The 24,851-nt window shown below is 73.3% G+C and carries 18 protein-coding genes; 14 read left to right on the forward strand and 4 right to left on the reverse strand.

Annotation, left to right across the window (positions count from 1 at the left end; translation table 11 throughout):
• Positions 1-6: 6 nt before the first annotated feature.
• Positions 7-744, forward strand: coding sequence for a DUF4328 domain-containing protein (locus ACZ7GX_RS33985; protein WP_498782843.1), 738 nt, complete (start codon positions 7-9; stop codon positions 742-744).
• Between the two features lie 215 nt (positions 745-959).
• Here ACZ7GX_RS33985 and ACZ7GX_RS33990 read toward each other — a convergent pair whose 3' ends face one another.
• Positions 960-1,997 (reverse strand): family 2 encapsulin nanocompartment cargo protein polyprenyl transferase, encoded by a 1,038-nt coding sequence (locus tag ACZ7GX_RS33990; protein WP_498782845.1) that lies wholly within the window; start codon positions 1,995-1,997, stop codon positions 960-962.
• A gap of 59 nt (positions 1,998-2,056) precedes the next feature.
• On the reverse strand, positions 2,057-3,235 hold the full coding sequence (locus tag ACZ7GX_RS33995; protein WP_498782847.1) for an ROK family transcriptional regulator: 1,179 nt from the start codon (positions 3,233-3,235) through the stop codon (positions 2,057-2,059).
• Positions 3,236-3,335: 100 nt separating this feature from the next.
• On the opposite strand from ACZ7GX_RS33995, the gene ACZ7GX_RS34000 reads away from it, so the two are divergent.
• The 13 genes from ACZ7GX_RS34000 (at position 3,336) to ACZ7GX_RS34060 (ending at position 21,945) form a co-directional block, all read left to right on the forward strand.
• Positions 3,336-4,469: a Gfo/Idh/MocA family protein gene (locus ACZ7GX_RS34000; protein ID WP_498782849.1), complete on the forward strand. Its 1,134-nt coding sequence runs from the start codon at positions 3,336-3,338 to the stop codon at positions 4,467-4,469.
• Positions 4,466-5,968, forward strand: coding sequence for a sugar ABC transporter ATP-binding protein (locus tag ACZ7GX_RS34005; protein ID WP_498782851.1), 1,503 nt, complete (start codon positions 4,466-4,468; stop codon positions 5,966-5,968). Before ACZ7GX_RS34000 ends, ACZ7GX_RS34005 begins: the two co-directional genes overlap by 4 nt.
• Positions 5,969-6,090: 122 nt before the next feature.
• Complete coding sequence (locus tag ACZ7GX_RS34010) at positions 6,091-6,978, forward strand: ABC transporter permease (protein ID WP_498782930.1); 888 nt, start codon at positions 6,091-6,093, stop codon at positions 6,976-6,978.
• Complete coding sequence (locus ACZ7GX_RS34015; RefSeq protein WP_498782853.1) at positions 6,975-7,982, forward strand: ABC transporter permease; 1,008 nt, start codon at positions 6,975-6,977, stop codon at positions 7,980-7,982. Before ACZ7GX_RS34010 ends, ACZ7GX_RS34015 begins: the two co-directional genes overlap by 4 nt.
• A 23-nt stretch (positions 7,983-8,005) precedes the next feature.
• Complete coding sequence (locus ACZ7GX_RS34020; protein WP_498782855.1) at positions 8,006-9,187, forward strand: substrate-binding domain-containing protein; 1,182 nt, start codon at positions 8,006-8,008, stop codon at positions 9,185-9,187.
• A gap of 29 nt (positions 9,188-9,216) precedes the next feature.
• Positions 9,217-10,074: a sugar phosphate isomerase/epimerase family protein gene (locus ACZ7GX_RS34025; RefSeq protein WP_498782857.1), complete on the forward strand. Its 858-nt coding sequence runs from the start codon at positions 9,217-9,219 to the stop codon at positions 10,072-10,074.
• A 63-nt stretch (positions 10,075-10,137) separates the two neighbouring features.
• On the forward strand, positions 10,138-14,958 hold the full coding sequence (locus tag ACZ7GX_RS34030; protein ID WP_498782859.1) for a ThuA domain-containing protein: 4,821 nt from the start codon (positions 10,138-10,140) through the stop codon (positions 14,956-14,958).
• A 146-nt stretch (positions 14,959-15,104) separates the two neighbouring features.
• Positions 15,105-16,262 carry an inositol-3-phosphate synthase gene (locus tag ACZ7GX_RS34035; RefSeq protein ID WP_498782861.1) on the forward strand — a complete coding sequence of 386 codons (1,158 nt, stop codon included), beginning with the start codon at positions 15,105-15,107 and terminating at the stop codon, positions 16,260-16,262.
• Positions 16,259-17,113: an SCO3242 family prenyltransferase gene (locus ACZ7GX_RS34040; RefSeq protein ID WP_498782863.1), complete on the forward strand. Its 855-nt coding sequence runs from the start codon at positions 16,259-16,261 to the stop codon at positions 17,111-17,113. Before ACZ7GX_RS34035 ends, ACZ7GX_RS34040 begins: the two co-directional genes overlap by 4 nt.
• Positions 17,110-18,576, forward strand: a complete 1,467-nt coding sequence (locus ACZ7GX_RS34045) for an EboA domain-containing protein (protein WP_498782865.1) — start codon at positions 17,110-17,112, stop codon at positions 18,574-18,576. Before ACZ7GX_RS34040 ends, ACZ7GX_RS34045 begins: the two co-directional genes overlap by 4 nt.
• On the forward strand, positions 18,576-19,433 hold the full coding sequence (locus ACZ7GX_RS34050) for a TatD family hydrolase (RefSeq protein ID WP_498782867.1): 858 nt from the start codon (positions 18,576-18,578) through the stop codon (positions 19,431-19,433). Before ACZ7GX_RS34045 ends, ACZ7GX_RS34050 begins: the two co-directional genes overlap by 1 nt.
• Entirely contained in the window at positions 19,433-20,539 is a 1,107-nt protein-coding gene (eboE, locus tag ACZ7GX_RS34055) for a metabolite traffic protein EboE (protein WP_498782932.1), read from the forward strand. The genes ACZ7GX_RS34050 and eboE overlap by 1 nt, the downstream gene beginning before the upstream one ends.
• Complete coding sequence (locus tag ACZ7GX_RS34060) at positions 20,536-21,945, forward strand: alkaline phosphatase family protein (protein WP_498782869.1); 1,410 nt, start codon at positions 20,536-20,538, stop codon at positions 21,943-21,945. The genes eboE and ACZ7GX_RS34060 overlap by 4 nt, the downstream gene beginning before the upstream one ends.
• Before the next feature lie 86 nt (positions 21,946-22,031).
• On the opposite strand, the gene ACZ7GX_RS34065 is transcribed toward ACZ7GX_RS34060, so the two are convergent.
• A complete protein-coding gene (locus tag ACZ7GX_RS34065) occupies positions 22,032-23,675 on the reverse strand; it encodes a serine/threonine-protein kinase (protein WP_498782871.1) in 1,644 nt (547 codons plus the stop codon).
• A gap of 53 nt (positions 23,676-23,728) precedes the next feature.
• Complete coding sequence (locus ACZ7GX_RS34070; protein WP_498782872.1) at positions 23,729-24,769, reverse strand: NAD(P)-dependent alcohol dehydrogenase; 1,041 nt, start codon at positions 24,767-24,769, stop codon at positions 23,729-23,731.
• Positions 24,770-24,851 lie beyond the last annotated feature (82 nt).

Consider the following 24,851-nt stretch of genomic DNA (forward strand, 5'->3'; position numbering starts at 1 on the left):
GATTCCGTGTTCCGATCCGTGCGCGGCCTCGGTGTCGCGTTCTCCGTGCTGGTCGCGTCGACCGCCTTGCTGGACCTGGTCCTGGCCGGGTGGGTGTGGCGCGTGCACGGTGTGCTGCAGGACTACGTCGACGGCCGCATCGGCGAGGCCGAGCTGGAGCGCACGCTCGCCGTGACCGACTTGCTCGACCTGGGCGCCGCCGCCGCGTACCTCGCCGCGGGCGTGGTGTTCGTGGTGTGGACGTGGAACGTCCGCTCCAACGCGGACCTGGTCGCGCCGGACGCGCACCACCTCGCCAAGCGTTGGGCCATCTGGGGCTGGCTGCCGATCATCAACTTCTGGTTCCCGCGCCGAGTCGTGGTGGACGTCTGGCAGGTCAGCCTGCCGCGGCACGAGCTCGGCCGGGGCCGCGCCGAGGTCAACTGGTGGTGGGGCCTGTTCATCGCCTACCAGGTGTTCGACCGGATCGCGGACCGGTCGCTGGCCCGCAGCACGACCGTGGACGGGTTCGCCAACGGCGGTGCGGTGCTCGTGGTGGTGGCCGTGCTGTCGGTGGCCGCCGCGGCGCTCGCGGTGAACGTCGTGCGGCGGATCAGCGCGTGGCAGTCCGTGCCCGGCTTCGTCACGCCGCCGGAGGTCGTCTCGCCGTCGTCCGCCGGGTTGACCCCGGTCGACGTGCCCGAGCCGCCCGCGCCGCCGACCGCGCCGCCCGCCGACGACCCGCGGTGGCAGCGTCCGGAGTAGACACCCGGCTCAGCCGACTCCCTTGACGGCCACGGCACTCCCGGTGGGTGCCGTGGCCGTCCTCGTGGGAATCCCGGCTTTTGGCGGAGGACATGCAGAAGTAGGTGGACGGACCGTCCTTAGGCGACGAGTTTCACCTCGACATGCTCATATGACGGCACTCACTTCGGCGCGCGCCCATGACGTCAGGGCGACCGTGCCGCTTCACCGCGTGGTCAGTGGTCGCGGTGGACGATCGCGTGCGCGAGGTCGGTCAGTTCCGCCGCCGCGCGCGGCGTGGGCTTGATCGAGTCGAGCCGGCGCAACGCCTGGTCGAGGAGCAGCTCCGCCTGGCGCTCGCTCCAGGCGCGACCGCCGGCCGCTTCGACCAGGTGCGCCGCGCGGGCCGGGTCGGCGGCGACCAGCCGCCCGTCGCCCTCGTACATCACGGCGAGCTCCCGGCCCGCCGGCGTGCCGGAGGTCAGGGCGGCGACGACCGGCAGGGACTTCTTGCGGGCGCGCAGGTCGCCGTGCACCGGCTTGCCGGTCACGGACTCGTCGCCCCAGATCCCCAGCAGGTCGTCGACGTGCTGGAACGCCACCCCCAGGCGCAGGCCGAAGTCGCGCAGGCCCGCGACTTCGGCGGGCCCGGCCCCCGCGAACGTGGCGCCGAGGGCGCAGGCGCACGCCAGGAGGCCGCCGGTCTTGCGCTCCGCCATGGCCACGCAGTCGGCCACGCCGACGTCGTGCCGCGCCTCGAACGCGAGATCGGCTTGTTCGCCGTCGACCAGGCCGAGCACGGCGGCGTTGAGCAGGCGCACGCCCGTCAGCGCGGCCGGGTGCCCGCCCGCGACGAGCACGTCGAAGGCGAGCGCCAGCAACGCGTCACCGGCCAGGACGGCGTCCGGCACGCCGAACACGCGCCACGCCGTCGGGCGGTGCCGCCGGGTCGGGTCTTCGTCGAGCACGTCGTCGTGCAGCAGCGTGAAGTTGTGCACCAGCTCCACCGCGGCGGCGGCCGGCACGGCGGTGATCGCCTCGCCCCCGACCGCCTCGGCCGCCAGCTGGGCCAGCACCGGGCGGATCGCCTTGCCGCCGTCCGCGTCGGTCGGGTCGCCGTGCTCGTCCCACCACCCCAGGTGGTAGCCGGCGACGCGGCGCGCCGCGGCGGGCAACCCGTCGACGGCGGCGCGCAGGGCCGGCTGCACCAGGTCGCGGCTCCACGCCACGACTTCGCGCACGGGTCGGGCACCGGCGATGGCTTCGGGCGGCACGACGCACCTCCTGGTCGGTCGGGTCGGCGGAGCCGCCGGGACGCGATCGCGCCCGCGGCTCAGGCCAGCTGGCGGTCGACCACGTCCGGCGAGAGGACGTGCTGCACCACCATCGCCGCCGCGCCGAGCACGCCGGCGTCGTCACCCGCCTGCGACGGCACGATGCGCAGGTTCCCGGTGGCCAGCGGCAGGGAACGCCGGTAGATCGCCTCGCGCACGCCGGCCAGCAGCATCTCGCCGGCGAGCGCGACGGTGCCGCCGACGACGATCAGCGACGGGTTGAACATGCTCACGCAGGCGGCGAGGACCTCGCCGATGTCGCGGCCCGCCTGCCGCACGGCCTGACCGGCTTCGAGGTTGCCCGCGCGGACCAGCGCGACGACGTCCGCGCTCGTGTGCGCCTCGACGCCCTTGGCGCGCAACGCCGCCGCGATGGCGGACCCGCTGGCGACCGCCTCCAGGCAGCCGGTGTTGCCGCAGCGGCACGGCACGTCGCCGGCGTGCGGCGCGAGGATGTGGCCGAGGTCGCCCGCCGAGCCCACCGCGCCGCGGTGCAGCTTGCCGTTGCTGATGAAACCGGCGCCTATCCCGGTGGCCACCTTGATCACGATGAGGTGCTCGGCCTCCGGGAAGCACTTCGTGTGCTCGCCGAGGGCCATCAGGTTCACCTCGTTGTCGACCAGGACCGGGACCCCGAGTTCCGCGCCGATGTGGCTCGGCACGTCGTAGCCGTCCCAGCCGGGCATGATCGGCGGGTTGTTCGGCCGGCCGGTGGAGTGCTCGACGGGACCGGGCAGGCCGATGCCGACCCCCGCCACGCGCGTCGACTCGAGGTCGGTCTCCTCCAGCAGCGACCGCCAGGCCGCCACGAGCCTGGGCAGGACCACTTCCGGGCCCTCGGCGATGTCCTGCTCGAACCGGTGCACCGCGAGCGGCGAAGCGGTCAGGTCCGTCACCGCGATGGTCGCGTGGGTGGCGCCCACCTCGGCGGCGAGCACGACCCGCGCGCGGGCGTTGAACACGAACCGGCCGGCCGGGCGCCCGCCGGTCGACGCCTCACTGCCACCGTCGCTGACCAGGCCCGCGTCCAGCAGCGCGTCCAACCTGGCTCGCACGGTCGACCTGGCCAGGCCGGTCACCGTGGTGAGTTCGGACCGGGTGCGGGGCACGCCGTCGCGGAGCAGGCGCAGCAGCTCTCCCGGAGACGCGGCGCCGACGGTGGAAACGTCTTCTTTCACCCTTCAATTGAAGCAGAGGTTGCAGTCATACGGCGTCAGCCGTCGAAACATGTCCTACTTTTGGTTGACATCCGCCATTACTGATCTTACGGTTCGCCACATGACTGTGACCCACCTAACTCAGCCGGCCGCCGGCGGTCGTGCCGAGCCACGGACACCGCGGGTCGCCGTGGTGGGCGCCGGGTTCATGGGCCGCGTGCACGCGGAAGCGGCCCGACGGGCGGGGGCCGCCGTGGTCGCCGCGGTGGCGAGCACTCCGGACGGCGCGGACCACGCCGCGAAGGCGGTCGGCGCCGAGCGCGGCTACCCCGAGCTGGCCTCGCTGCTCGCCGAAGCGGGCGCCGACGTGGTGCACGTGTGCACGCCCAACGCCCGGCACGCGGAGGCGGTGGAGGCGGCGCTCGCCGCGGGTGCGCACGTCATCTGCGAGAAGCCGCTGGCGGTCGGCGTCGCCCAAGCCGCCGTCCTGGCCGACGCGGCGGTGGCCGCGGGCCGGGTGGCGACGGTGCCGTTCGTGTACCGGTTCCACCCGATGGTGCGCGAGCTGCGGGCCAGGCTGGCGACCGGTCAGGCGGGCGTGGTGTCCACCGTCAGCGGCGGCTACCTGCAGGACTGGCTGTCCCGGCCGAGCGACGACGACTGGCGGGTCGACCCGGCGGTCGGCGGCCCGTCCCGGGCGTTCGCCGACATCGGCTCGCACTGGTGCGACCTGGTCGAGTTCGTCACCGGCGACCGGATCCGGCGGCTGTCCGCGCAGACGGCGACCGTCCAGGCGCGACCGCGGCCGTCCGCCACGCCGACCGAGGACGTCGCGGTCGTCCAGTTCGCCACCGAGTCCGGTGTCCTCGGCACGCTGGTGGTCTCGCAGGTCGCGGCCGGCCGGAAGAACCGGCTGCACCTGGAGGTCTCGGGCACCGAGTCCAGCTTCGCGTTCGACCAGGAGGACCCGGAGCGGCTGTGGGTCGGCAAGCGCGACGGCAACCAGGTGCTCCTGCGCGACCCGGGGACGTTGTCGCCCTCGGCGGCCCGCTACGCGCGGCTGCCCGCCGGCCACGCGCAGGGCTACCAGGACTGCTTCGACGCCTTCGTCGCCGACACCTACCGCGCCGTGCTCGGCGAGGACCGGCCGGACGGCTTGCCGACCTTCGCCGACGGCCTGCGGGCGGTCCGGATCACCGACGCGGTCCTGACATCTGCCGCGTCGTCCGGGGCTTGGACGGAGGTGGCCCGATGACCGCAGAGGGCGATGTCGTCGTCCGCCTCACGGGGATCACCAAGAGCTTCCTGGGGGTGCCCGTGCTGCGCGGCGTCGACCTGGAACTGCGCGCGGGCGAGGTGCACGCGCTCATGGGCGAGAACGGGGCCGGCAAGTCGACCCTCCTCAAGGTCCTCGCGGGCGCGCACCGGCCGGACGCGGGCCAGGTGGAGGTCAACGGCGAGCCGGTCGCGTTCGCCACTCCCCGGGACGCCCAGCGGGCGGGCATCGCGATCATCCACCAGGAGTTCAACCTCTTGGAGCACCGCACCGTCGCGGAGAACGTCTACCTCGGCCGCGAGCCCGTCCGCCGGGGTCAGGTGGACCGCCGCAAGATGGAGGCGGACACCAAGGCGCTGCTGGACTGGCTCGGCGAGGACGGGGTCGACCCGGCCGAGACCGTCAACCGGCTGTCGGTCGCGCAGAAGCAGGTCGTCGAGATCGTGAAGGCGCTGTCCACCGACGCCAAGGTGCTGGCGATGGACGAGCCGACCGCCGCGTTGGCCGACCACGAGGTGGAGCTGCTGTACGGCCTGGTCGACCGGTTGCGCACCAGGGGCATCGCGATCCTCTACGTCTCGCACCGCATGCGCGAGGTGTTCGACCTGAGCAAGCGGATCACCGTGCTCAAGGACGGCGCGTTCGTCACCTCCGCCCTCACCGCCGAGCTGACCTCCGACCAGCTCGTGCGCCACATGGTCGGGCGGTCCCTCGACGCGCTCTACCCCGACCGCGCGACCCCGGACGACCTCGGCGACGTGCGGCTGGCGCTGCGCGGCGCGGGCAACGACCGGGTCCGCGGCGTGACGTTCGAGCTGCGGGCGGGCGAGATCGTGGGCATCGCCGGGCTCCAGGGCTCCGGGCGGTCCGCGATCGCGCGGGCGATCTGGGGCGTCGAGCCGTTCACCACCGGCACGCTCGAGGTCGACGGCGTCGCGCGGCGGATCACCGACCCGCGTGCCGCCGTGCGGCTGGGCATCGGCTACGTCACCGAGGACCGCAAGGGGGAGGGGCTGGCGCTGCGCCAGTCCATCCGGGACAACGCGCTGCTCGTCCGCCGGGCGGCGCTGGCGGGCGGCGCGGGGCGGCGCAAGTCCGACCTCGCCGAGCTGCTGAAGTCGGTCGCGGTCGTGGGACGGGGCGAGCACCAGGAGGTGCGCTACCTGTCCGGCGGCAACCAGCAGAAGGTCGTGCTGGCCAAGTGGCTCGCGGTCGGACCGCGCGTGCTCGTCGTGGACGAGCCCACGCGCGGCGTCGACGTCGGCGCGAAGCAGGCGGTGCACCGGCTGCTGCGCGACCTCGCCCGCAGCGGGGTCGCGATCCTGATGATCTCCTCCGAACTGCCCGAGCTGATCGGCATGAGCGATCGGGTGCTGGTCGTCCACGAGGGCGCGATCGTGGGCGAGCTGCCCGCGGGCGCCGGTGAGGAAGCCGTCATGGGCCTCGCCACGGGGCACGGTATGGGAGAAGTGGCGTGAGCGTCGTGCAGGAGAAGGTCAAGCTCGCGGGCGCCGCCCGCCGTGGCGGGGTCCGGCGGTTCGGCTTCACGCCGACCGTCACCGTCTACCTGGCCCTGGTCGTGCTGCTCGTGGTCGGCAGCATCCTCGTCGGCCTGAACGGCGGCGTGCTGCTCGACCAGGGCGGCATCCTCAACATCCTGACCCGCAGCACCGTGCTGGGGCTGGTCGCGGTCGGTCAGACCATCGTGATCATCACCGGTTCGCTCGACCTGTCCGTGGCCTACCTGGTCGGGCTGTGCTCGCTCGTGGCGGCGGAGACGATGGCGGGCAGCGACGGGATGATGGTGCCCGGCGTGCTGCTGGCGCTCGGCGTCGCCGCGGTCGTCGGCCTGGTCAACGGGCTGGTCGTCACGGTCCTCAAGGTCAACGCGTTCATCGCGACCCTCGGCGTGGCGCTCATCCTGCGCGGCTACCTGGAGGAGAACTACACCGGGCCGGCGGGCAGCGTGCCGCGCGCGTTCCAGCACCTCGGGTTCGACCGCATCGGCCCGGTCCCGGTCGGCGTGCTGCTCATGCTGCTCGTCGCCGCGGCGGCGTGGTGGTACCTCAAGCGCACCCGCGCCGGCTACCACACCTACGCGGTCGGCGGCGACGTGGACGTCGCCCGGCTGTCCGGTGTGCGCACCGGCCGCACGATCGTCATCGCCCACGTGCTGTGCGCGGTCGCGGCCGGTCTCGCCGGGGTGTTCCTGGCCAGCCGGCTCGGGTCCGGCGCGCCGTACGTCGGCACGGACGCCGGGTACGACCTGGAGTCCATCGCGGCCGTCGTGCTCGGCGGCGCGGCCCTCGCGGGCGGTCGCGGCGGCGTCGTCGGCACGATCGGCGGCGTCCTCATCCTGGCCACCCTCGACACCGTCTTCGACGACCTCGCGGTCGACCCGTTCTTCAAGGACGTGGTGCGCGGCATCGTCCTCATCGTCGCGGTGGCGCTCTACGCGCGCCGCAAGCTCTCCAGGAGGTCCGCGTGAGCGCGCCGACCACGTGGCGTCCCCGGCTGGCGGACGGCACCGCGCCCGTGCTGGTGGTGCTCGCCGTGCTGCTGGTGGCGCTGGCCTTCACCGGCCCCGCCTACGCGGAACCGGCCGGGTACCTGGCGCTGCTCAAGCGCGCCGCGCCGCTGGTGCTCCTGGCCATCGGCCAGTACTTCGTCATCGTCTCCGGCGGGTTCGACCTGTCGGTGGGCTCGCTGGTCACCGCCGAGGTGGTGATCGCGGCCCGGCTGATCGACGGCCAGGAGTCGGCGACCGGCTGGGTGATCGTGCTGCTGCTCGGCTTCGGCCTGCTGGTCGGCCTGGTCAACGGGCTGGTCACGACCAAGCTGCTGGTGCCGTCGTTCATCGTGACCCTGGGCATGCTGCTCATCCTCGACGGCGCGGTGTTCCTGTGGACCGGGGGCGCACCCCGCGGCGCGCTGTCACCGTCGTTCCGCGTGTTCGGCCGCGGTGGCGTCGACCTGCCGGTGCTCGGCCACCTGCCGTGGTCGGTGGTGATCCTGCTGGCCGTCCTGGTCGCCGCCGTGCTGTTCATGCGCAGCGGCACCGGCCGCACGCTGGTCGCGGTGGGGGACAACGAGAACGCCGTGCGGCTGGCCGGCGGTCGGGTCGATCACCTGAAGGTGCTGGCGTTCGGGCTGTCCGGTCTGCTCGCGGCGCTGGCCGCGATCCTGCTCGGCGGGTTCGCGGGCGTGTCGGCGCAGGTCGGCGAGGGGCTGGAGTTCCGCGCCATCACCGCCGTCGTGCTCGGCGGCGTCCTGCTCGGCGGCGGGCGGGGTTCCGTCGTCGCCGCGGCCGCCGGCGCGCTCACCCTCGAAGCCCTCTTCTCGCTGCTCAACCTGCTCGGCGTCTCCGGCGCGCTGGAGTCCGCCGTGCAAGGCGTGATCATCATCGCCGCCGTCGCCTACGCCGCCCTCGGCCTCACCCCGCGGCTCCGGTTCCGCCACCGCGCGGGCACACCCGAGCCCGCCCGCCGCTAGTCACCGCCGCACAAGGAGATCCGATGAACAGGAAGTGGTCCGTCGTGGCCGTCGCGGGCCTGCTGGCCATGGCCGGCTGCAGCAGCGACCTGCCCGTCGACACCGGGACGTCCGGCACGACGGGTGCGACGAAGGACGCCGGCGCGAAGTCGGAGTTCTTCGACCAGGCGCGGTACGAGAGCCAGCTCAAGTTCCGGTCGACCACCCCCGAAGGGCCGGCCGACAAGCCCTGGGAGCAGATGATCTCGCCCGCGATGGTCGACACGGTGAAGCTCGCCAAGCCGGGTGGCGACTACCACCTGTGCTTCTCCAACGCCTCGGTCGACAACCCGTGGCGGCAGGTCGGGTTCAAGACCATGAAGGAGGAGGTGAAGCTGCACCCGGAGATCACCAAGTTCACCGTGCTCGACGCGGAGGCCAAGGACGACAAGCAGATCAGCGACATCCAGTCGTTCGCCTCGCAGGGGTGCAGCGCGCTCATCGTGTCGCCGAACACGACGGCGACCCTCACCCCGGCCATCGAGGCGGCGTGCAAGACGAACGTCCCGGTGATCGTGTTCGACCGCGGCGTCAACACCGCCTGCCCGGTGACGTTCATCCACCCGATCGGCGGGTTCGCCTTCGGGGCGGACGGCGCGGAGTTCCTGAAGGAGAAGGTGAAGGCGGGCGGCAAGGTGCTGGCCCTGCGCATCCTGCCCGGCGTCGACGTGCTGGAGCAGCGGTGGGCCGCGGCGAACGAGATCTTCTCCGGCAGCGACCTGAAGATCGTCGGCGTCGAGTTCACCGACGGTGACGCGGCCAAGACCAAGACCATCGTCAACGACTACATCCAGCGCGAGGGCCAGATCGACGGCGTGTGGATGGACGCGGGCGCCACCGCCGTGGCCGCGGTCGAGGCGTTCCAGGACGCGGGCGTGCAGATCCCGGCGTTCGTCGGCGAGGACCAGCAGGACTTCCTGCGGATGTGGGCCGACGAGAAGATGACCGCCGTCGCGCCGACCTACCCGACCTACCAGTGGCGCACCCCGGTCATCGCCGCGCTGAAGATCCTCAACGGTCAGCAGGTGCCCAAGGAGTGGGTGCTGCCGCAGCCGAAGGTCACCCAGGACACGCTCCAGAGCTTCCTCAAGCAGGACATGCCGCCGCTGCACTACGCGATGTGCGGGTGCGAGTCGATGCCCGGCTACCCCGCGCCCTGGAAGTGACCACCCGACCCGGCCCGGACGGAGGAGCAGTGCACGCGATCGGTGTGAGCACGTGGGTCTGGACGTCGCCGCTGCGCGACGCGGCACTCGCCGAGCTGGCCGCGCGGGTGGCCGGCTGGGGGTTCGACGTGCTCGAACTGCCGGTGGAGGAGCTCGGCGACTGGGACCCGGCGCGCGCCGCGCGGGTGCTGGCCGACCACGGCCTCGCCGCGACCGTGTGCCTGGTGATGCCGCCGGGCCGGGAACTGGTGGCGGCCGAGCCCGCCACCGTCACGGCCACCCAGGACTACCTGCGGCGGGTCGTGGACGTCGCGGCGCAGGTCGGCTCGCCCGTCATCGCGGGCCCGGCCTACGCGTCGGTCGGCCGCACGTGGCGGATGTCGGCGGGGGAGCGGCGCGACCGGATCGCCGAGCTGCGCGACAACCTCGCGCCGGTGGTGGAGCACGCCCGGTCGGCGGGCGTGCGGATCGCCGTCGAACCGCTCAACCGCTACGAGACCAGCCTGCTCAACACGATCGGGCAGACCTTGGAAGCGCTGGACGGGCTGCCGGTCGACGGGTGCGGCGTGGCGGTCGACGTCTACCACCAGAACATCGAGGAGAAGCACGTCGGCGCCGCGATCCGGTCGGCCGCCGGTCGGATCGCGCACGTCCAGGTGTGCGGCAACGACCGCGGCACGCCGGGCGAGGACCACCTCGACTGGCCCGACGTCGTCGCCGCGCTCGCCGAGGCCGGCTACTCCGGGCCGCTGTGCATCGAGTCGTTCACCGGCGAGAACGCGAGCATCGCGACCGCCGCGTCCATCTGGCGCCCGCTCGCGCCCACCCAGGACGCGCTCGCCACCGACGGCCTGAAGTTCTTGAAGGAGGTGATCGGCACCAGCTGACCGGCGTCACCACCACTCACCGGCGCCGGCACGCCGGGCGGAACAGAAAGCGTGTGGAGGATCGTGAGAACCCCTGTGTCCCGCTTGCGCACCGTCTTCGCTCTCCTGCTGACCTTCCTCGTCGTGGCCGGTTTGCTGCCGGCGACCGCCGCGGCGCACCCCGGCCACGACGCGCCGGCCGAGTTCCGAGCCCTGCTGTTCACCAAGACCGCCGCGGGCGCCTACCGCCACGACTCGATCCCGGCCGGTGTGGCGATGGTCGAGAAGCTCGCCGCGGACCACCACTTCGAGGTGGTGCACAGCGAGGACGCCACCCAGTTCACCGACGCGAACCTGGCCGGCTTCGACGTCGTCATCATGCTCCAGAACGGCGGCATGGTCTGGGACACCGACGCCCAGCGCGCGGCCGTGAAGACGTTCGTCAACAACGGTGGCGGCATCGTCGCCATCCACAACGCGACGGACATGAACATCGAGTCGTCGTTCCCGTGGTGGGACGACTTCGTCAACGGCGGCGCGCACATGACCGCGCACTCCGCCAACGGCCTCACCGCCACCTCCTACCAGGTCGACGAGGTGCACGAGTCGACCAGGCACCTGCCGGACCGCTGGCAGAAGGCCGAGGAGTGGTACAACTTCAAGCCCAGCATGCGCGGCAAGGTGCACCCGCTGGTCGAGGTGGACGAGAAGACCTACGACCCGGGCTCCGAGGCCATGGGCCACGACCACCCGATCAGCTGGTGCCGTGACGCCGAGGGCGGCCGGGTCTGGGCGACCGGCATGGGCCACAACGCCGCCGACTACACCGAGCCGACCTTCGTCGCGCACGTGCTGGGCGGCATCCGCACCGCCGCCGGCGTCGTGCCCGCGGACTGCGGCGCCACGGTGGACGCCAACTTCGAGAAGGTGACGCTGGACGACGCCACCCACGCGCCGACCACGCTGGACATCGCGCCGGACGGCCGCGTGTTCTACACCGAGCTGCTCGGCCAGATCCGCGTGCACGACCCCGCCTCCGACGCCACCTCCACGGCGTTGACGCTGCCGGTCTACAGCGGCGGCGAGGACGGCCTGGTGTCGTTGGCCCTGGCGCCGGACTTCGCCACCAGCAACCACCTGTACGTGTACTACTCGCCGGCGGGCACGGCCGAGGTCAACCGGGTCTCGCGGTTCACCGCCGAGCGCAGCGTGATCCGGCCGGACAGCGAGAAGGTCCTGCTGGAGATCCCGGCGTCGCGCCGCGAGGAGCCCGGCCACACCGGCGGGTACCTGGAGTTCGGGCCGAACGGGAACCTGTACATCGGCGTCGGCGACGACACCAACCCCTTCCAGTCCAGCGGGTACGCCCCGGTGGACGAGCGGCCCGGCCGCGACCTGTTCGACGCGCAGAAGACCTCGGCGAACACGAACGACCTGCGCGGCAAGATCCTGCGCGTGCACCCGGAGCCGGACGGCACCTACACCGTCCCGCCGGGCAACATGTTCGCGCCGGGCACGGCCAAGACCAGGCCCGAGATCTACGCCATGGGCTTCCGCAACCCGTTCCGCTTCAACGTCGCCTCCGACGGCACGGTGTTCATGGCCGACTACGGCCCGGACGCGGGCGGCGACAACCCGTCGCGCGGCCCCGGCGGGCTGGTCGAGTGGAACGTCATCAAGGAACCCGGCAACTACGGCTGGCCGTACTGCGTCGGCGACAACACCCCGTTCAACGACTTCGACTTCGCCACCAACACGTCCAAGGCGAAGTTCGACTGCGCCAACCCGGTGAACGACTCGCCGAACAACACCGGCCTGACCGCGCTGCCCGCGGCCAAGGCCGCCGACGTCTGGTACGGCAACGGCGCCGAGGGCGACGAGTTCCCCGAGATGGGCACCGGCGGCGAGGCCCCGATGGCCGGGCCGCGCTACGAGTTCGACCCCAACCTGGCCTCGGACGTCAAGTTCCCCGAGTACTACGACGGCAAGCCGTTCTTCTACGACTGGGCGCGCAACAAGTTCTGGACGTTCTCCCAGGACGACCAGGGCGGCCTGCTCAAGATCAACGAGTGGTTCAAGAGCGCCGCGCCGTTGGCGCCTATGGACATGAAGTTCGGTCCGGACGGCGCGATGTACGTCGTGGAGTGGGGCGGTGGCTACGGCCGCGACAACCCGGACTCCGGCGTCTACCGGATCGACTACACGCAGGGCAACCGGCGGCCGACCGCGAAGGCGACGGCGACGCCGTCCTCGGGCCGAGCCCCGCTGCCGGTGAAGTTCTCCGCCACGCAGTCCTCCGACCCCGAGGGCGCCGCGCTGACCTACGCGTGGACCTTCGGCGACGGCGGCACGTCCACCGAGGCCGAGCCCACCCACACCTACACCGCCGACGGCGTCTACAACGCGCAGCTCACCGTGACCGACCCGTCGGGCAAGAGCGGCGTGACCAACGTCCAGGTGACGGTCGGCAACACCGCGCCGTCGGTGACCATGACGTCCCCGGTCGACGGCGGGTTCTTCGACTTCGGCGACAAGGTCGCGTTCGACCTCGACATCACCGACCCGGAGGACGGCCAACCGGACTGCGCCAAGGCGGTCCTCCAGCCCGCCCTCGGCCACGAGGCGCACGCGCACCCGATCGACCAGATCAACGCGTGCGAGGGCGAGTTCACCACGCTGGTGGACGACGGCCACGCCGACGCGGACATCTTCTACTCCGTGGACGCGTCCTACACCGACCGCGGCGCGGGCGCGCTGCCGCCGCTGGTCGGCCGCGACCTCGCGGTGATCCAGCCCAAGCACAAGCAGGCCGAGTTCCACCAGGAGTCCTCGGGCGTCCTGGTCTCCGCCGACCCGGCCGCCGAGTCGGGCAAGCGGGTCGGGGACCTCGGTGACGGCGACTGGATCGCGTTCGACCCGGTGAACCTGCACCGCATCGACCGCGTCACCGCACGCGTGGCGTCCGCGAGCGCCGGCGGGTCGATCGAACTGCGCCGGGGTTCGCCCACCGGCGACCTCCTCGCCACCATCGCGGTGCCCGAGACCGGCGGCACCGGCCGGTACGCGACGGCACCCGACGTGGCGGTCACCGACCCGGGCGGCACGATGAAGCTGGTCGCGGTGTTCCGCGGCCCGGCCAACCAGTTCACGCTCGACTCGTTCACGTTCATCGGCAAGGGCGTGTCGGTCAACGCCGCGCCGCACGTGGTCGTCACGGCGGACCCGGCGACCGGCGCCGCGCCGTTCACCACCGAGCTCACCGCGACGGCGACCGACGCGGAGAACGACGCGCCGTTCACCTACGCGTGGGACCTCGGCGACGGCACGTCGGCGTCGGGCGCCGTGGTGCGGCACACCTACGCCGATGACGGCACGTACCACGCGTCCGTGACGGTCACCGACGCGGCCGGGCGGACCAAGAAGGTGTCCACGCCGGTGGTGGTGCGCGACCCGCCGATGCCGCCCATCACCTGCGCCACGCCGGACCCGGCCGTCGCGCCGAGCGACGAGTTCGACGGCGACCGGCTCGACGGGTGCCGCTGGAACGCCGTCGTGCGACCGGACCTGGAGTCCATGCGCATGGGTGACGGTGTGCTGAGCATCGACACGCTGCCCGGCGACATCAACGGCGGCAACAACGACGACCCGCGCAACTTCGTCCTCCAGAACGCGCCCACGGGCGACTGGACGGTGGAGACGAGGTTGGCCGCGCCCGTGGTCGAGCAGTGGCAGCTCGCCGGCTTCATGGTGTACGCCAACGACGACGACTACGTGAAGTTCGACGTCGTCGCGCGCAACGCGCCGGGCCAGGCCGTGACGCTGGGCGCGGAGCTCGTCTCCGAGAACAACGGCTCGTTCGGCGACGGCGGCAACCGCGGCCTCGCCATCGGCACGCCGGAGAGCGGGTGGTGGCACCTGCGGCTGAAGAAGGTGGGCAACACCTACAGCGGCGAGATCAGCGACGGCGGCACCACCTGGACGTCCATGGGCGCCCCGGTGACCAACGACGTGCCGAACGCGAAGTTCGGCCTGATGGCGATCGGCCCGTCGCAGACCATGGGCCCGGTGACGGTCGACTTCGACTGGTTCCGGGTGTCCGGTGTGGACACCACCGCGCCGGAGGTCACGGCGACCGTCGACCCGGCCGCGCCGAACGGCGGGGACGGCTGGTGGACCAGCGCGCCGACCGTGGCGGTCACCGCGGTGGACGCCGGTTCCGGCGTGGCCGGCGTCGAGTACCGGATCGACGGCGGCGACTGGAAGCCCTACACCGCGCCGTTCCCGGTGACCGGTGACGGCGCCCACGCGGTGCAGTACCGGGCGACCGACGTGCGGGGCAACCGGTCCGAACCCGGTTCGGTGGCGGTCAAGGTCGACGCGAGCGCGCCGACCGTGAGGCTCACCGGGCTGCACGACGGCGTGAGCTACGGCCACGCCGAGGACAAGGTGGTCACCTGGCAGGGCGAGGACGCCACGTCCGGGGTCGGCACGGTCACCGCCACGCTCGACGGCCGCCCGGTGACGTCCGGCACGACCGTCTCCATGCACGCGCTCGCGCTCGGCGCGCACACCTTGGCGCTGACCGCGACCGACAAGGCGGGCAACGAGCGGGACGTGGTGGTGACGTTCACCGTCACGACCTCGTTGCCCGACCTGCAGGCCATGGTCGACCGGTTCGCGGCGGAGCGGCGCATCACGTCGTCCGTCGCGCGCGGGCTGGACCGCGACCTGGACGAGGCGCGGCGGCTGCTGTTCGACGGCAAGCCCGCCAAGGCGATCGAGAAGCTGGAGGGCTTCCGCGACGCGGTGTCCCGCAAGGTGACCGATCGCGCCGTGCGCGACCTGCTCGTCGCCGACGCCGACGTGGTGATCGCGGCGCTGCGGGGGCAGGCGGGCGGTAGCTGATGGGCAATGGCCGGAGCCACCGTGCTCCGGCCACCAGCGCGTGGGGCGGTTGCCGGACCGCACCCACCCGACCGGTGCCGGGACGTCCGCGTCCCGGCACCGTTCGGTGACCGGATGTTGAGTGAGCGGGCGAAGGAGGGTGGCCAATGACGGACGAACCCACCGGGCTGTGGCTGATCGGGGCACGCGGATCGGTCGCGACGACGGCGATGAGCGGGCTGCTGGCGCTGCGCGCCGGCCTGGCGCCGCCGACCGGCTGCGTGACCGGACGACCAGAGCTGGCCGGTGTCCCCATGCCGGGCTGGCACGACCTGGTCGTCGGCGGGCACGACGTCGTCGACACACCCCTGGTCAAGCGCGCCGAGCAGCTGGTGGACAGCGGCGTGCTGCCGCACCGCCTGCTCGGCGCGATCGCGGACGGCCTGCACGCGGCCGACGCCGAGGTCCGGCCCGGCTACCACCCGGTGACGCACCGGGGCAGCCAGGCGGAGGCGGCCCGCCGGCTGGCCGCCGACATCACCGACTTCCGCGAGCGGCGCGGTCTCGCGCGGGTCGTGGTGGTGAACGTGTCCTCGACCGAACCGCCCGTGCCCGCCGCGCCCGAGCACGGCGACCTGGCGTTGTTGGAGGAAGCGCTGGCCGACCCGGCGCGCGCGGTGCTGCCGCCCAGTTCGGTGGCGGCGTACGCGGCGTTGCGCGCGGGTTGCCCGTTCGTGGACTTCACCCCGTCCACCGGGATCGCGCTGCCCGCGCTGGACGAGCTGGCCCACCGCGAACGGCTGCCGTACGCGGGGCGCGACGGCAAGACGGGGGAGACGTTGCTGCGCACGGTGCTCGCGCCGATGTTCACCGCGCGGGCGTTGCGGGTGCGGTCGTGGGCGGGCACGAACCTGCTCGGCGGCGGCGACGGCGCGACGCTGGAGGACCCGGCGCACGCCGACAGCAAGCTGGAGTCGAAGGGACGCGGGCTGGCGGCGTTGCTGGGTGAGGACGTCACCGCGCCGCTGCACATCGACAACGTGCCCGACCTGGGCGAGCAGAAGACGGCGTGGGACCACGTGTCGTTCGAGGGGTTCCTCGGCGTGCGGATGTCGCTGCAGCTGACCTGGACGGGGCTCGACTCCTCGCTGGCCGCGCCGCTCGTGCTGGACCTGACCCGGCTGGTGGCGGCGGCGCACGCGGCCGGCGAGGTGGGTGCGCTGGGCGCGCTCGGGTTCTTCTTCAAGGACCCGCTGGGCAGCGACGAGCACCGGTTCGCCGAGCAGACCCGTGAGCTGTACCGGTGGGCGGGTGAGCTGGCGTGAGGGCGTACGCGGAGCTGGTCCGCGCGCCGGCCGCGCTGACCGTGCTCGGTGACACCCTGGCGGGCGCGGCGGCGGCCGGTGTGCCGTTGCGGGGCAGGCGCTTGCTGCTGCCGCTGTCGTCGGTGGCGCTGTACTGGTCCGGGATGGCGCTCAACGACTGGGCCGACCGCGAGCTCGACGCCGTGGAACGCCCGGAGCGGCCCATCCCGTCCGGCCGCGTCAGCCCTCGTGCCGCATTGACCTTCGCGGTGGCCCTCAGCGCGACCGGGCTCGGCCTCGCCGCGCTGGCCGGTGGGCGTGACTCGGTGGCGGTCGCGGTGCCGTTGGCGGTGGCGGTGTGGTCCTACGACACGGTGCTGAAGGACACCGCGGCGGGACCGCTGGCGATGGCCGCGTGCCGAGGTCTGGACGTGGCGCTCGGCGCGGGCCGGGAACGGGCGGCGAGCGCCCTGCCGGCGGCCGCCGTCCTGGCCGGGCACACGCTCGGCGTGACGGCGCTGTCGCGCGGCGAGGTGCGGGGCGCGTCCGCCGGTGCGGCGAAGGCGGTGCTCGGCGGCACGGTGGCGACGGCGGTCGCGGCGATCGCCCGGCCGGGGCGGACGTGGCGGCACCGGCTCGGCGCCCTCGCCGGCGCGGCCACGTACGCGGTCACGGTGGGCCGTGCGCAGTTGGCGGCGGTGCGCGACCCCGGTGCGAGCACCGTCCGGTCGGCCACGAAGAACGGCATCCACGGCATGGTGCCGCTGCAGTGCGCCCTCGTGGCGCGCAGCGGGTCGCCGGCCGTCGCCGCCGGTCTCGCCCTGGTGCTGCCGCTGGCCCGCAAGCTGGGTCGGAAGGTGGGGCCGACATGACCTACCACCTGGGCTACGGCACCAACGGGTTCGCCAACCACCGGCTGGACGACGCGCTCGCGGTGATCGCCGACCTCGGCTACACCGGGGTGGCGCTCACGCTCGACCACCACCACCTCGACCCGTTCGCACCCGACCTCGCGCAGCAGGTCAAGAAGGTGGCCGCGCGGCTGGACCGGCTCGGTCTCGGTGTCGTGGTGGAGACCGGCGCGCGGTTCCTGCTCGATCGGCGGCGCAAGCACCACCCGACGCTGGTGAGCGACGAGCAGGAGGTCCGGGTGGACTTCCTGCTGCGCGCGGTGGAGATCGCGGCCGACCTCGGGGCCGACTGCGTGTCGTTCTGGTCCGGCATCGTGCCACCGGACGTGGACGACGAGGAGGCGTGGCGGCGGATGAGGTCGGGCGTCTCGGCGGTGCTCGACGGCGCGGCCCGGCACGGCGTGCCGCTCGCGCTGGAACCCGAACCCGGGATGCTGGTCGAACGGCTCGACCAGGCGCTGCGGCTGCGCGCCGACCTCGGTTCGCCCGCCCTGCTCGGGATCACCCTCGACGTGGGGCACTGCGTCGCGGTCGAACCCGAGGACGCCGCCGCGTGCGTCCGGCGCGCGGGCGACCTGCTGCTCAACGTGCAGCTGGACGACATGCTGCCGGGCGTGCACGAGCACCTGGAGTTCGGGGAGGGCGACCTGGACCTGGCCGCCACCCTCGCCGCGCTGGACGAGATCGGTTACACCGGGCTGGCCGGTGTCGAGCTGCCCCGCCACAGCCACGCCGCGCCGGACGTGGCGCGCCGCGCGATGAGCGCGCTGCGCGAGGCGTCGTCCGGGCTGGGGGCGGTGGCTGGGAGTGCGCTGCGCGAGGCGTCGGCCGGTCCGGAGCACCCGTGGCTGGCCGAGGCCGAGCGCGCGGTGCGGGCCGATCCCACGGCGATCCGGTCGATCTTCCCCGCGGTCGGCCGGGCCGTCGGCAGGCAGGCGTTGCGCGGCGAGGCCGACCCGCTCGGCGTCGTGCACGGGACCGTCGACGACGCGGCCCGCACCCGACTGCTGACCGCGCTCGCGTCGGCGACCGGCCCGCAGGAGCTGGCGGCCGAGCTGCTCTCGCTCTACCGCTTCGGTGACGACGCGGAACGCCGTGGCGTGCTGCGCGGGCTCGCCGCCGTCGGGGACGAGGCGCCCGCGGCCGGTGTCGAGCTCGTCAAGGACGCGTTGCGCACCAACGACACCAGGCTCGTCGCCGCGGCGCTCGGTCCGTTCGCCGCCGATCACCTCGACGCGCACTCGTGGCGGCACGGCGTGCTCAAGTGCCTGTTCCTGGACATACCCCTCGCCGCCGTGGCCGGGTTGGACCGGCGCGCGGACGCCGAGCTGCGGCGGATGGTCGCCGCGTTCGCCGACGAACGCCGGGCCGCGGGCCGCACCGTGCCCGGCGACGCGCTCGAACTGCTGAGGAGCCAGACCTGATGCGCATCTTCGACCCGCACATCCACATGACCTCACGGACGACGGACGACTACGAGGCGATGCACGCCGCCGGCGTGCGGGCGGTGGTCGAGCCCGCGTTCTGGCTGGGTCAGCCGCGCACGAACGTCGGCTCGTTCACCGACTACTTCGACGCCCTGATCGGCTGGGAGAGGTTCCGGGCGGCGCAGTTCGGCATCCGGCACCACTGCGCCATCGCGCTGAACCCCAAGGAAGCCAACGATCCCCGCTGCACCCCCGTGCTCGACGTGCTGCCGCGCTACCTCGCCAAGGACGGCGTGGTCGCGGTCGGCGAGATCGGCTACGACTCGATGACCCCGGAGGAGGACGAGGCGTTCGCCCGGCAGCTGGAACTGGCCCGGCAGCACGACCTGCCCGCGCTGGTGCACACACCCCACCGGGACAAGGCCGCCGGCACGGCGCGCACCCTCGACCTCGTCCGGGAGTCGGGCCTGCCCCCGGAACGGGTGCTCGTGGACCACCTGAACGAGATGACCGTGCGCGCGGTGGCCGACTCCGGGTGCTGGATGGGCTTCTCGATCTACCCGGACACGAAGATGGACGAGACCAGGATGGTGGCGCTGCTGGTCGAGCACGGCACGGACCGGGTGCTGGTGAACTCCGCCGCCGACTGGGGCCGGTCCGACCCGCTCAAGACGCACAAGACCGGGTTGGCGATGCTGGCGGCCGGGTTCGACGAGTCCGACGTGGACAAGGTGCTGTGGCGCAACCCGGTCGAGTTCTACGGCCAGAGCGGGCGGCTGGCGCTCGACGAGCCGGACGAGCCGGCCGCGTCACCGACGTTCGCGGGCAACTCGATCCTGCGGGGTGGCTCGTGATCCCGGCGTACTGCACCAACGTCCACCCGGCCGAGGACCTGGCCGGCGTCGTCGCCCAGTTGGACCGCTACGCCGTCCCGGTGCGCGAAGCGCTCGGCGCCGACGCCCTCGCGCTGGGGCTGTGGCTGGCCGAACCGGTCGCGCGCGGCCTCGCGGAGGACGGCGCGGCCCGCCGGCGCTTGGCGGCGGACCTGCGGGCCAGGGGACTGGAGGTGAGCACCCTCAACGCGTTCCCGTACGGCGGGTTCCACCACGAGGTCGTCAAGCACTCCGTCTACCACCCGACGTGGACCGACCCGCGACGCGCCTCGTACACCCTCGCGTGCGCGACCGTGCTCGCGGACCTGCTGCCCGATTCCGCCTCCTACGGCAGCATCTCCACGTTGCCGCTGGCCTGGCGCGAGCCGTGGACCGGCGACGACGACGTGCGCGCCCAGGCCGCGCTCGACACCGTCGCGCGTGGCCTGCGCGCCGAGGCGGCCCGGCACGGCAGGCCGATCAGGCTGGCCGTCGAACCGGAGCCGGGCTGCGTGCTCGACACCGTCGCCGACGCCGTCGCGTGGCTGGCCGACCGCGTCGACCACGACCACGTCGGGATCTGCCTGGACACCTGCCACCTGGCCGTGTCCTTCGCCGACCCGGCCGAAGCGGTCAAGGCCATCCGCGGGACGGGCCTGTCGGTGGTCAAGGTGCAGGCGTCGGCGGCGCTGGAGGTCGCCGAGCCCGGCACGGAGGAGGGCAGGCGGGCCATCGCGGCGTTCGTCGAGCCGCGCTACCTGCACCAGGTCCGGGAGAACGCGCCCACCGGCGTGCTCGCGGCCGACGACCTGCCCGAGGCGCTGACCGACCTGCCCGCCGCGCACCCGTGGCGGGTGCACTTCCACGTGCCCCTGCACGACCAACCGACCGCACCGCTCACCTCCACCACGGACGTGCTGCTGACGGCGGTGGAGGCGGTCCGGTCGACCGCGGACACCATGCCGCACGTCGAGGTCGAGACCTACACGTGGACCGTCCTGCCCGGCGCGGGCGACGACCTGGCCGCCGGTATCGCCGCCGAACTGCGCTGGGCGGCGGACCACCTCGGAGACGGAGGCGCCCCATGAAACCGCTGGTGGTCATCGACGTCGTCGGCCTGACGCCGGCGTTGCTGCCGCACATGCCCAACCTCGCCCGGCTCGGCCGGCGTGGCTGGCAGGCCGAGCTGGGCACCGTGCTGCCCGCTGTGACGTGCAGCGCCCAGTCGACGCTGCTGACCGGGCTCACCCCGGCCCAGCACGGCATCGTCGGCAACGGCTGGTACTTCCGCGACCTCGGCGAGGTCCACCTGTGGCGCCAGCACAACCGGCTCGTCCAGGGCGAGAAGCTCTGGGAGACCGCCCGCCGCGCCCATCCCGGCTACACCGCCGCGAACGTCTGCTGGTGGTACGCCATGGGCGCGTCGACCGACGTCACCATCACCCCGCGGCCGATCTACCACGCCGACGGCCGCAAGTCGCCCGACGCCTACGTCCGCCCGCCGGCGCTGCACGACGAGCTGGTCGGCGAGCTGGGCGAGTTCCCGCTGTTCCAGTACTGGGGACCGACCGCGACCTTGAAGTCCAGCGAGTGGATCGTCGGCGCGGCCCGCCGCGTGCTGGCGTCGCGGCGCCCGGACCTGCTGCTCGTCTACGTGCCCCACCTGGACTACGACCTCCAGCGGTTCGGACCCGAGGGCCCCGAGGCCGCGCGTGCGGCGGCCGAGGTGGACGCCGCGCTCGCACCGCTGCTCGCCGACGCCGAGGCAGCCGGCGCGACCGTCGTGGCGCTGTCGGAGTACGGCCTCACGGCCGCGCGCCGGCCCGTCGACGTCAACCGGGCGTTGCGCCGGGCCGGGCTGCTGGAGGTCTACACCCAGGCCGGCATGGAGCTGCTGGACCCGTGGGCGTCACGGGCGTTCGCGGTGGCCGACCACCAGATCGCCCACGTCTACGTCGCCGACCCGGCCGACGTGCCCCGCGCCCGAGCCGTGCTGGCGGAGCTGCCCGGCGTGGACACCGTGCTCGACCGCGCGGCGCAGGCCGGCGTCCACCTCGACCACGAGCGGTCGGGCGAGCTGGTCGCGGTGGCCGAGCCGGACGCCTGGTTCACCTACTACTACTGGACCGACGACGACCGCGCGCCGGACTTCGCGCGTGGCGTGGAGATCCACCGCAAACCGGGCTACGACCCGGCCGAGCTGTTCTTCGACCCGCACGACCCGCTCGTCAAGGCCAAGGCCGGGCTCAACCTGGCGCGCAAGAAGCTCGGCCTGCGCTACGCGATGAACGTGGTGCCGCTCGACCCGTCGTGCGTGCGGGGCACGCACGGCAGGCTCCCCGACCGCGCCGAGGACGGCCCGGTGCTGCTGTGCTCCGACCCCGCCGCGCCGGACTCGGTCGAGCGGAACGGCCGGATCGCCGCCACCGACGTCCGGGACCTCCTGCTCGACCTGCAAGGCCTGTCCGCACCCGTGAGGGGAACCGACCGCTGAACCGACCGGTGGGCTCGCCCGCGCGGCGAGCCCACCGGCGTCCACTCGCGGGGCAGCTCCGTCCGGAGCCGACCCGCGACGGGGGATCACTTGCCGCGCGGGTAGGTCTTCTGCACCTCGCCCTTCAGGTTCGCCTGGAGGAACGCGCCGCCGTACTCGTCGATCAGGTACACCTTGATCGACGGCGTCTCGTCGATGATGTCGCTGTCGACGATCAGGTACCGCAGGGTCGGCTGCGGGACGCCGAGCTCCTTGTTCGCCTGCTCGAACAGCGCGGGCACGGCGTCCCAGTTCACCTGGTTCAGGTCGATCACCGGCCGGTCGGCGTCCACCCCGTCCGCGCCCTTCCTGGTCGCCTTGCCGCCCCGGTACTCGAAGTCGTCGAAGCCGTTCGCGACCGCCGCGGTCGGTGCGACGGCCGTGGCGTGGTCCGGCCACAGCGTCAGCTCGGACACCATCGTGCCGCCCATCACCCCGCCGAGGGCGGCGACCGCTTCCCGCGCGCCGGCCGGCGTGAGCAGGTCGACCTTCGCCGCGGTGCCCGCGGTGGTCGGCTGGTCGCCGGGCAGGCCGACATCCCGCTGTGTGGCCGCGGTCGTCGTCGTCCCCGTGGGGGATTTCGCCGAGTTGTCCGCGTCCCGGAGGTGGTTCACCAGCACCACGGTCGCGACGACCAGCGCCACCCCGACCAGGGAGAGCACCACGGTGCCCGTCCGCGTGCGGGCCTTGGGCAGCGGGGTGGGGTAGGACTGCGGGTAGCCGTGGGGCTGGGGCCCGCTGACGGGCATCGGCGTCGGCGTCGGCCAGTGGGGGTACTGGGGCTGGGGACCGCTCGGCGGCCCCGGGACGGCGAACCCCACCGGCGTCGGGGGGCCCAGCGGCGGAGGCGAGTCGCGCTCGGCCGCGGCGAACATCTGGTCCAGCACCTCGCCGGTCGGCCGTTCGGCCGGGTCGTTGCGCAGGGCCGCGTTGAGCGCGGGTGCGAGGGCGCCCGCCCGGCGCGGCGGCGGCACCGGCTCGGTCATCACGGCGGCGAGGGTCGCCATCGTGGACGCGCGGCGCATCGGGTGGTAGCCCTCGACGGCCACGTACAGCAGCATCGCGAGCGACCAGAAGTCCGACGCGGTGTGCGTCTCGTCGCCGCGCAGCCGCTCCGGCGCGATGTACTCCGGCGACCCGATCACGTCGCCGGTCGCGGTGAGCTGGGTCGAGCCCTGGAGGGCGGCGATGCCGAAGTCGGTGAGCACGGCGCTGCCGTCCGTCCGCAGCAGCACGTTGCCCGGCTTGACGTCGCGGTGCATCACGCCCGCGGAGTGGGCCGAGCGCAGCGCCGCGAGCACGTCCCGCCCGATCCTCGCCGCGTCGCTCGGGCTGAGCACGCCGTCGCTCAGGCGCGCGTCGAGCGACGTGCCGCGGACCAGCTCCATGACGATCCACGGGTACGGCGAGTCGGCCGACTCGATGATCTGGTAGATCGACACGACGTTCGGGTGCTGCAAACGGGCGAGCGCGCGGGACTCGCGCAGCACGCGCTCCCGCAGCTGGGCGGCCGTCGCGGGATCGCTGTCGACCTGGTCGGCGTCGGCCGGGCGGACCTCCTTGATGGCCACCTCGCGGTGCAGCCCCAGGTCGAGGGCGCGCCAGACCGTGCCCATCCCACCGCTGCCCAGCCTCTCCAGCAGCTCGAACCGGCCGTCGAGGATCCGCCCGGTGTGCTCTCGCTCAGACACCGCGTCACGCTAGCAACCGGCGACCGGAGGACGGAGAACCGGCACTCCCGAGTTCAGAGGTCGGACAGGTCGAGGACGAACCGGTAGCGGACGTCGTTGCGGCCCAGGCGGTCGAGGGCCTCCGCGACGCGGGCCGACGGGAGCGGTTCGACGTCGGCGGCGATGTCGTTGGCGGCGCAGAAGTCGAGCATGGCCGCGGTCGCCGGACGGCCCCCGCTGCCGGCGGAGCCGAGCTTCTTGCGGCCGATGAGCAGGTCGAGCGCCTGGACGGTGACGGGCCCGAGGTGGCCGACCTGGCTGAGCGTGCCGTCCAGGGCGAGAAGTCCCAGGTACGGGCCGAGGTCGTGGGGCACGGGAATGGTGTCGATCAAGACGTCGAACCGGTCGCGGGCCGCGGCCATCCGGTCGGGGTCGGTGGAGACGACGAGGTCGTGCGCGCCGAGCCGGGCCGCCTCGGCCGCGCGGTCCGCCGACCGGCTGACGACCGCGACCTCGGCGCCGAGCGCCACCGCGAACTTGACCGCGAGGTGGCCCAGCCCGCCCAATCCGCTCACCGCGACGCGGGCGCCCGGTCCGACACCGAGGGCCCGCAGCGGTTCCCACACGGTGATCCCGGCGCACATCAGTGGCGCCGCCGCGGCCGGGTCCAGTCCGGCGGGCAGCGGGTAGGCGAACCGGTCGCGCAGGACGTACTCGCGGGAGAAGCCGCCCAGCGTGGTGGACCCGTCGTGGCGGTCGACGCCGCCGTAGGTCAGGGTCGGGAACTCGCGGCAGAAGTTCTCCTGGCCCGCCGCGCACATGGCGCACGCTCCGCAGGAGTCGACGATGTTGCCCACGGCGACGGGGTCGCCGACGCGGAAGCGGGTCACGTCCGGACCGGTCTCGGTCACCACGCCGGTGAACTCGTGGCCCGGCACGAGCGCCGGCACGTCCCCGTCGCGGTGCGCGCGGACGGCGTGCAGGTCGGTGTGGCAGACGCCGCAGTAGTCCACGCGCACCGCCACGTCGTCGCGGCGGAGGTCCCGCCGGGGGATCGTGACCCGGCGCAACGTGCCCGTCGAGCCGTGCGCCTGCCAGCCGGTGGTGCTCCTCATGACGCTCCTTTAAACAGACTGTTCGGTCTGTTTCACGGTAGGCAGGCATCGGGCGAAAAGCAAACCAACTGGTCTGTCTGTA

The sequence above is a fragment of the Actinosynnema sp. NPDC037264 genome, from assembly GCF_055603705.1.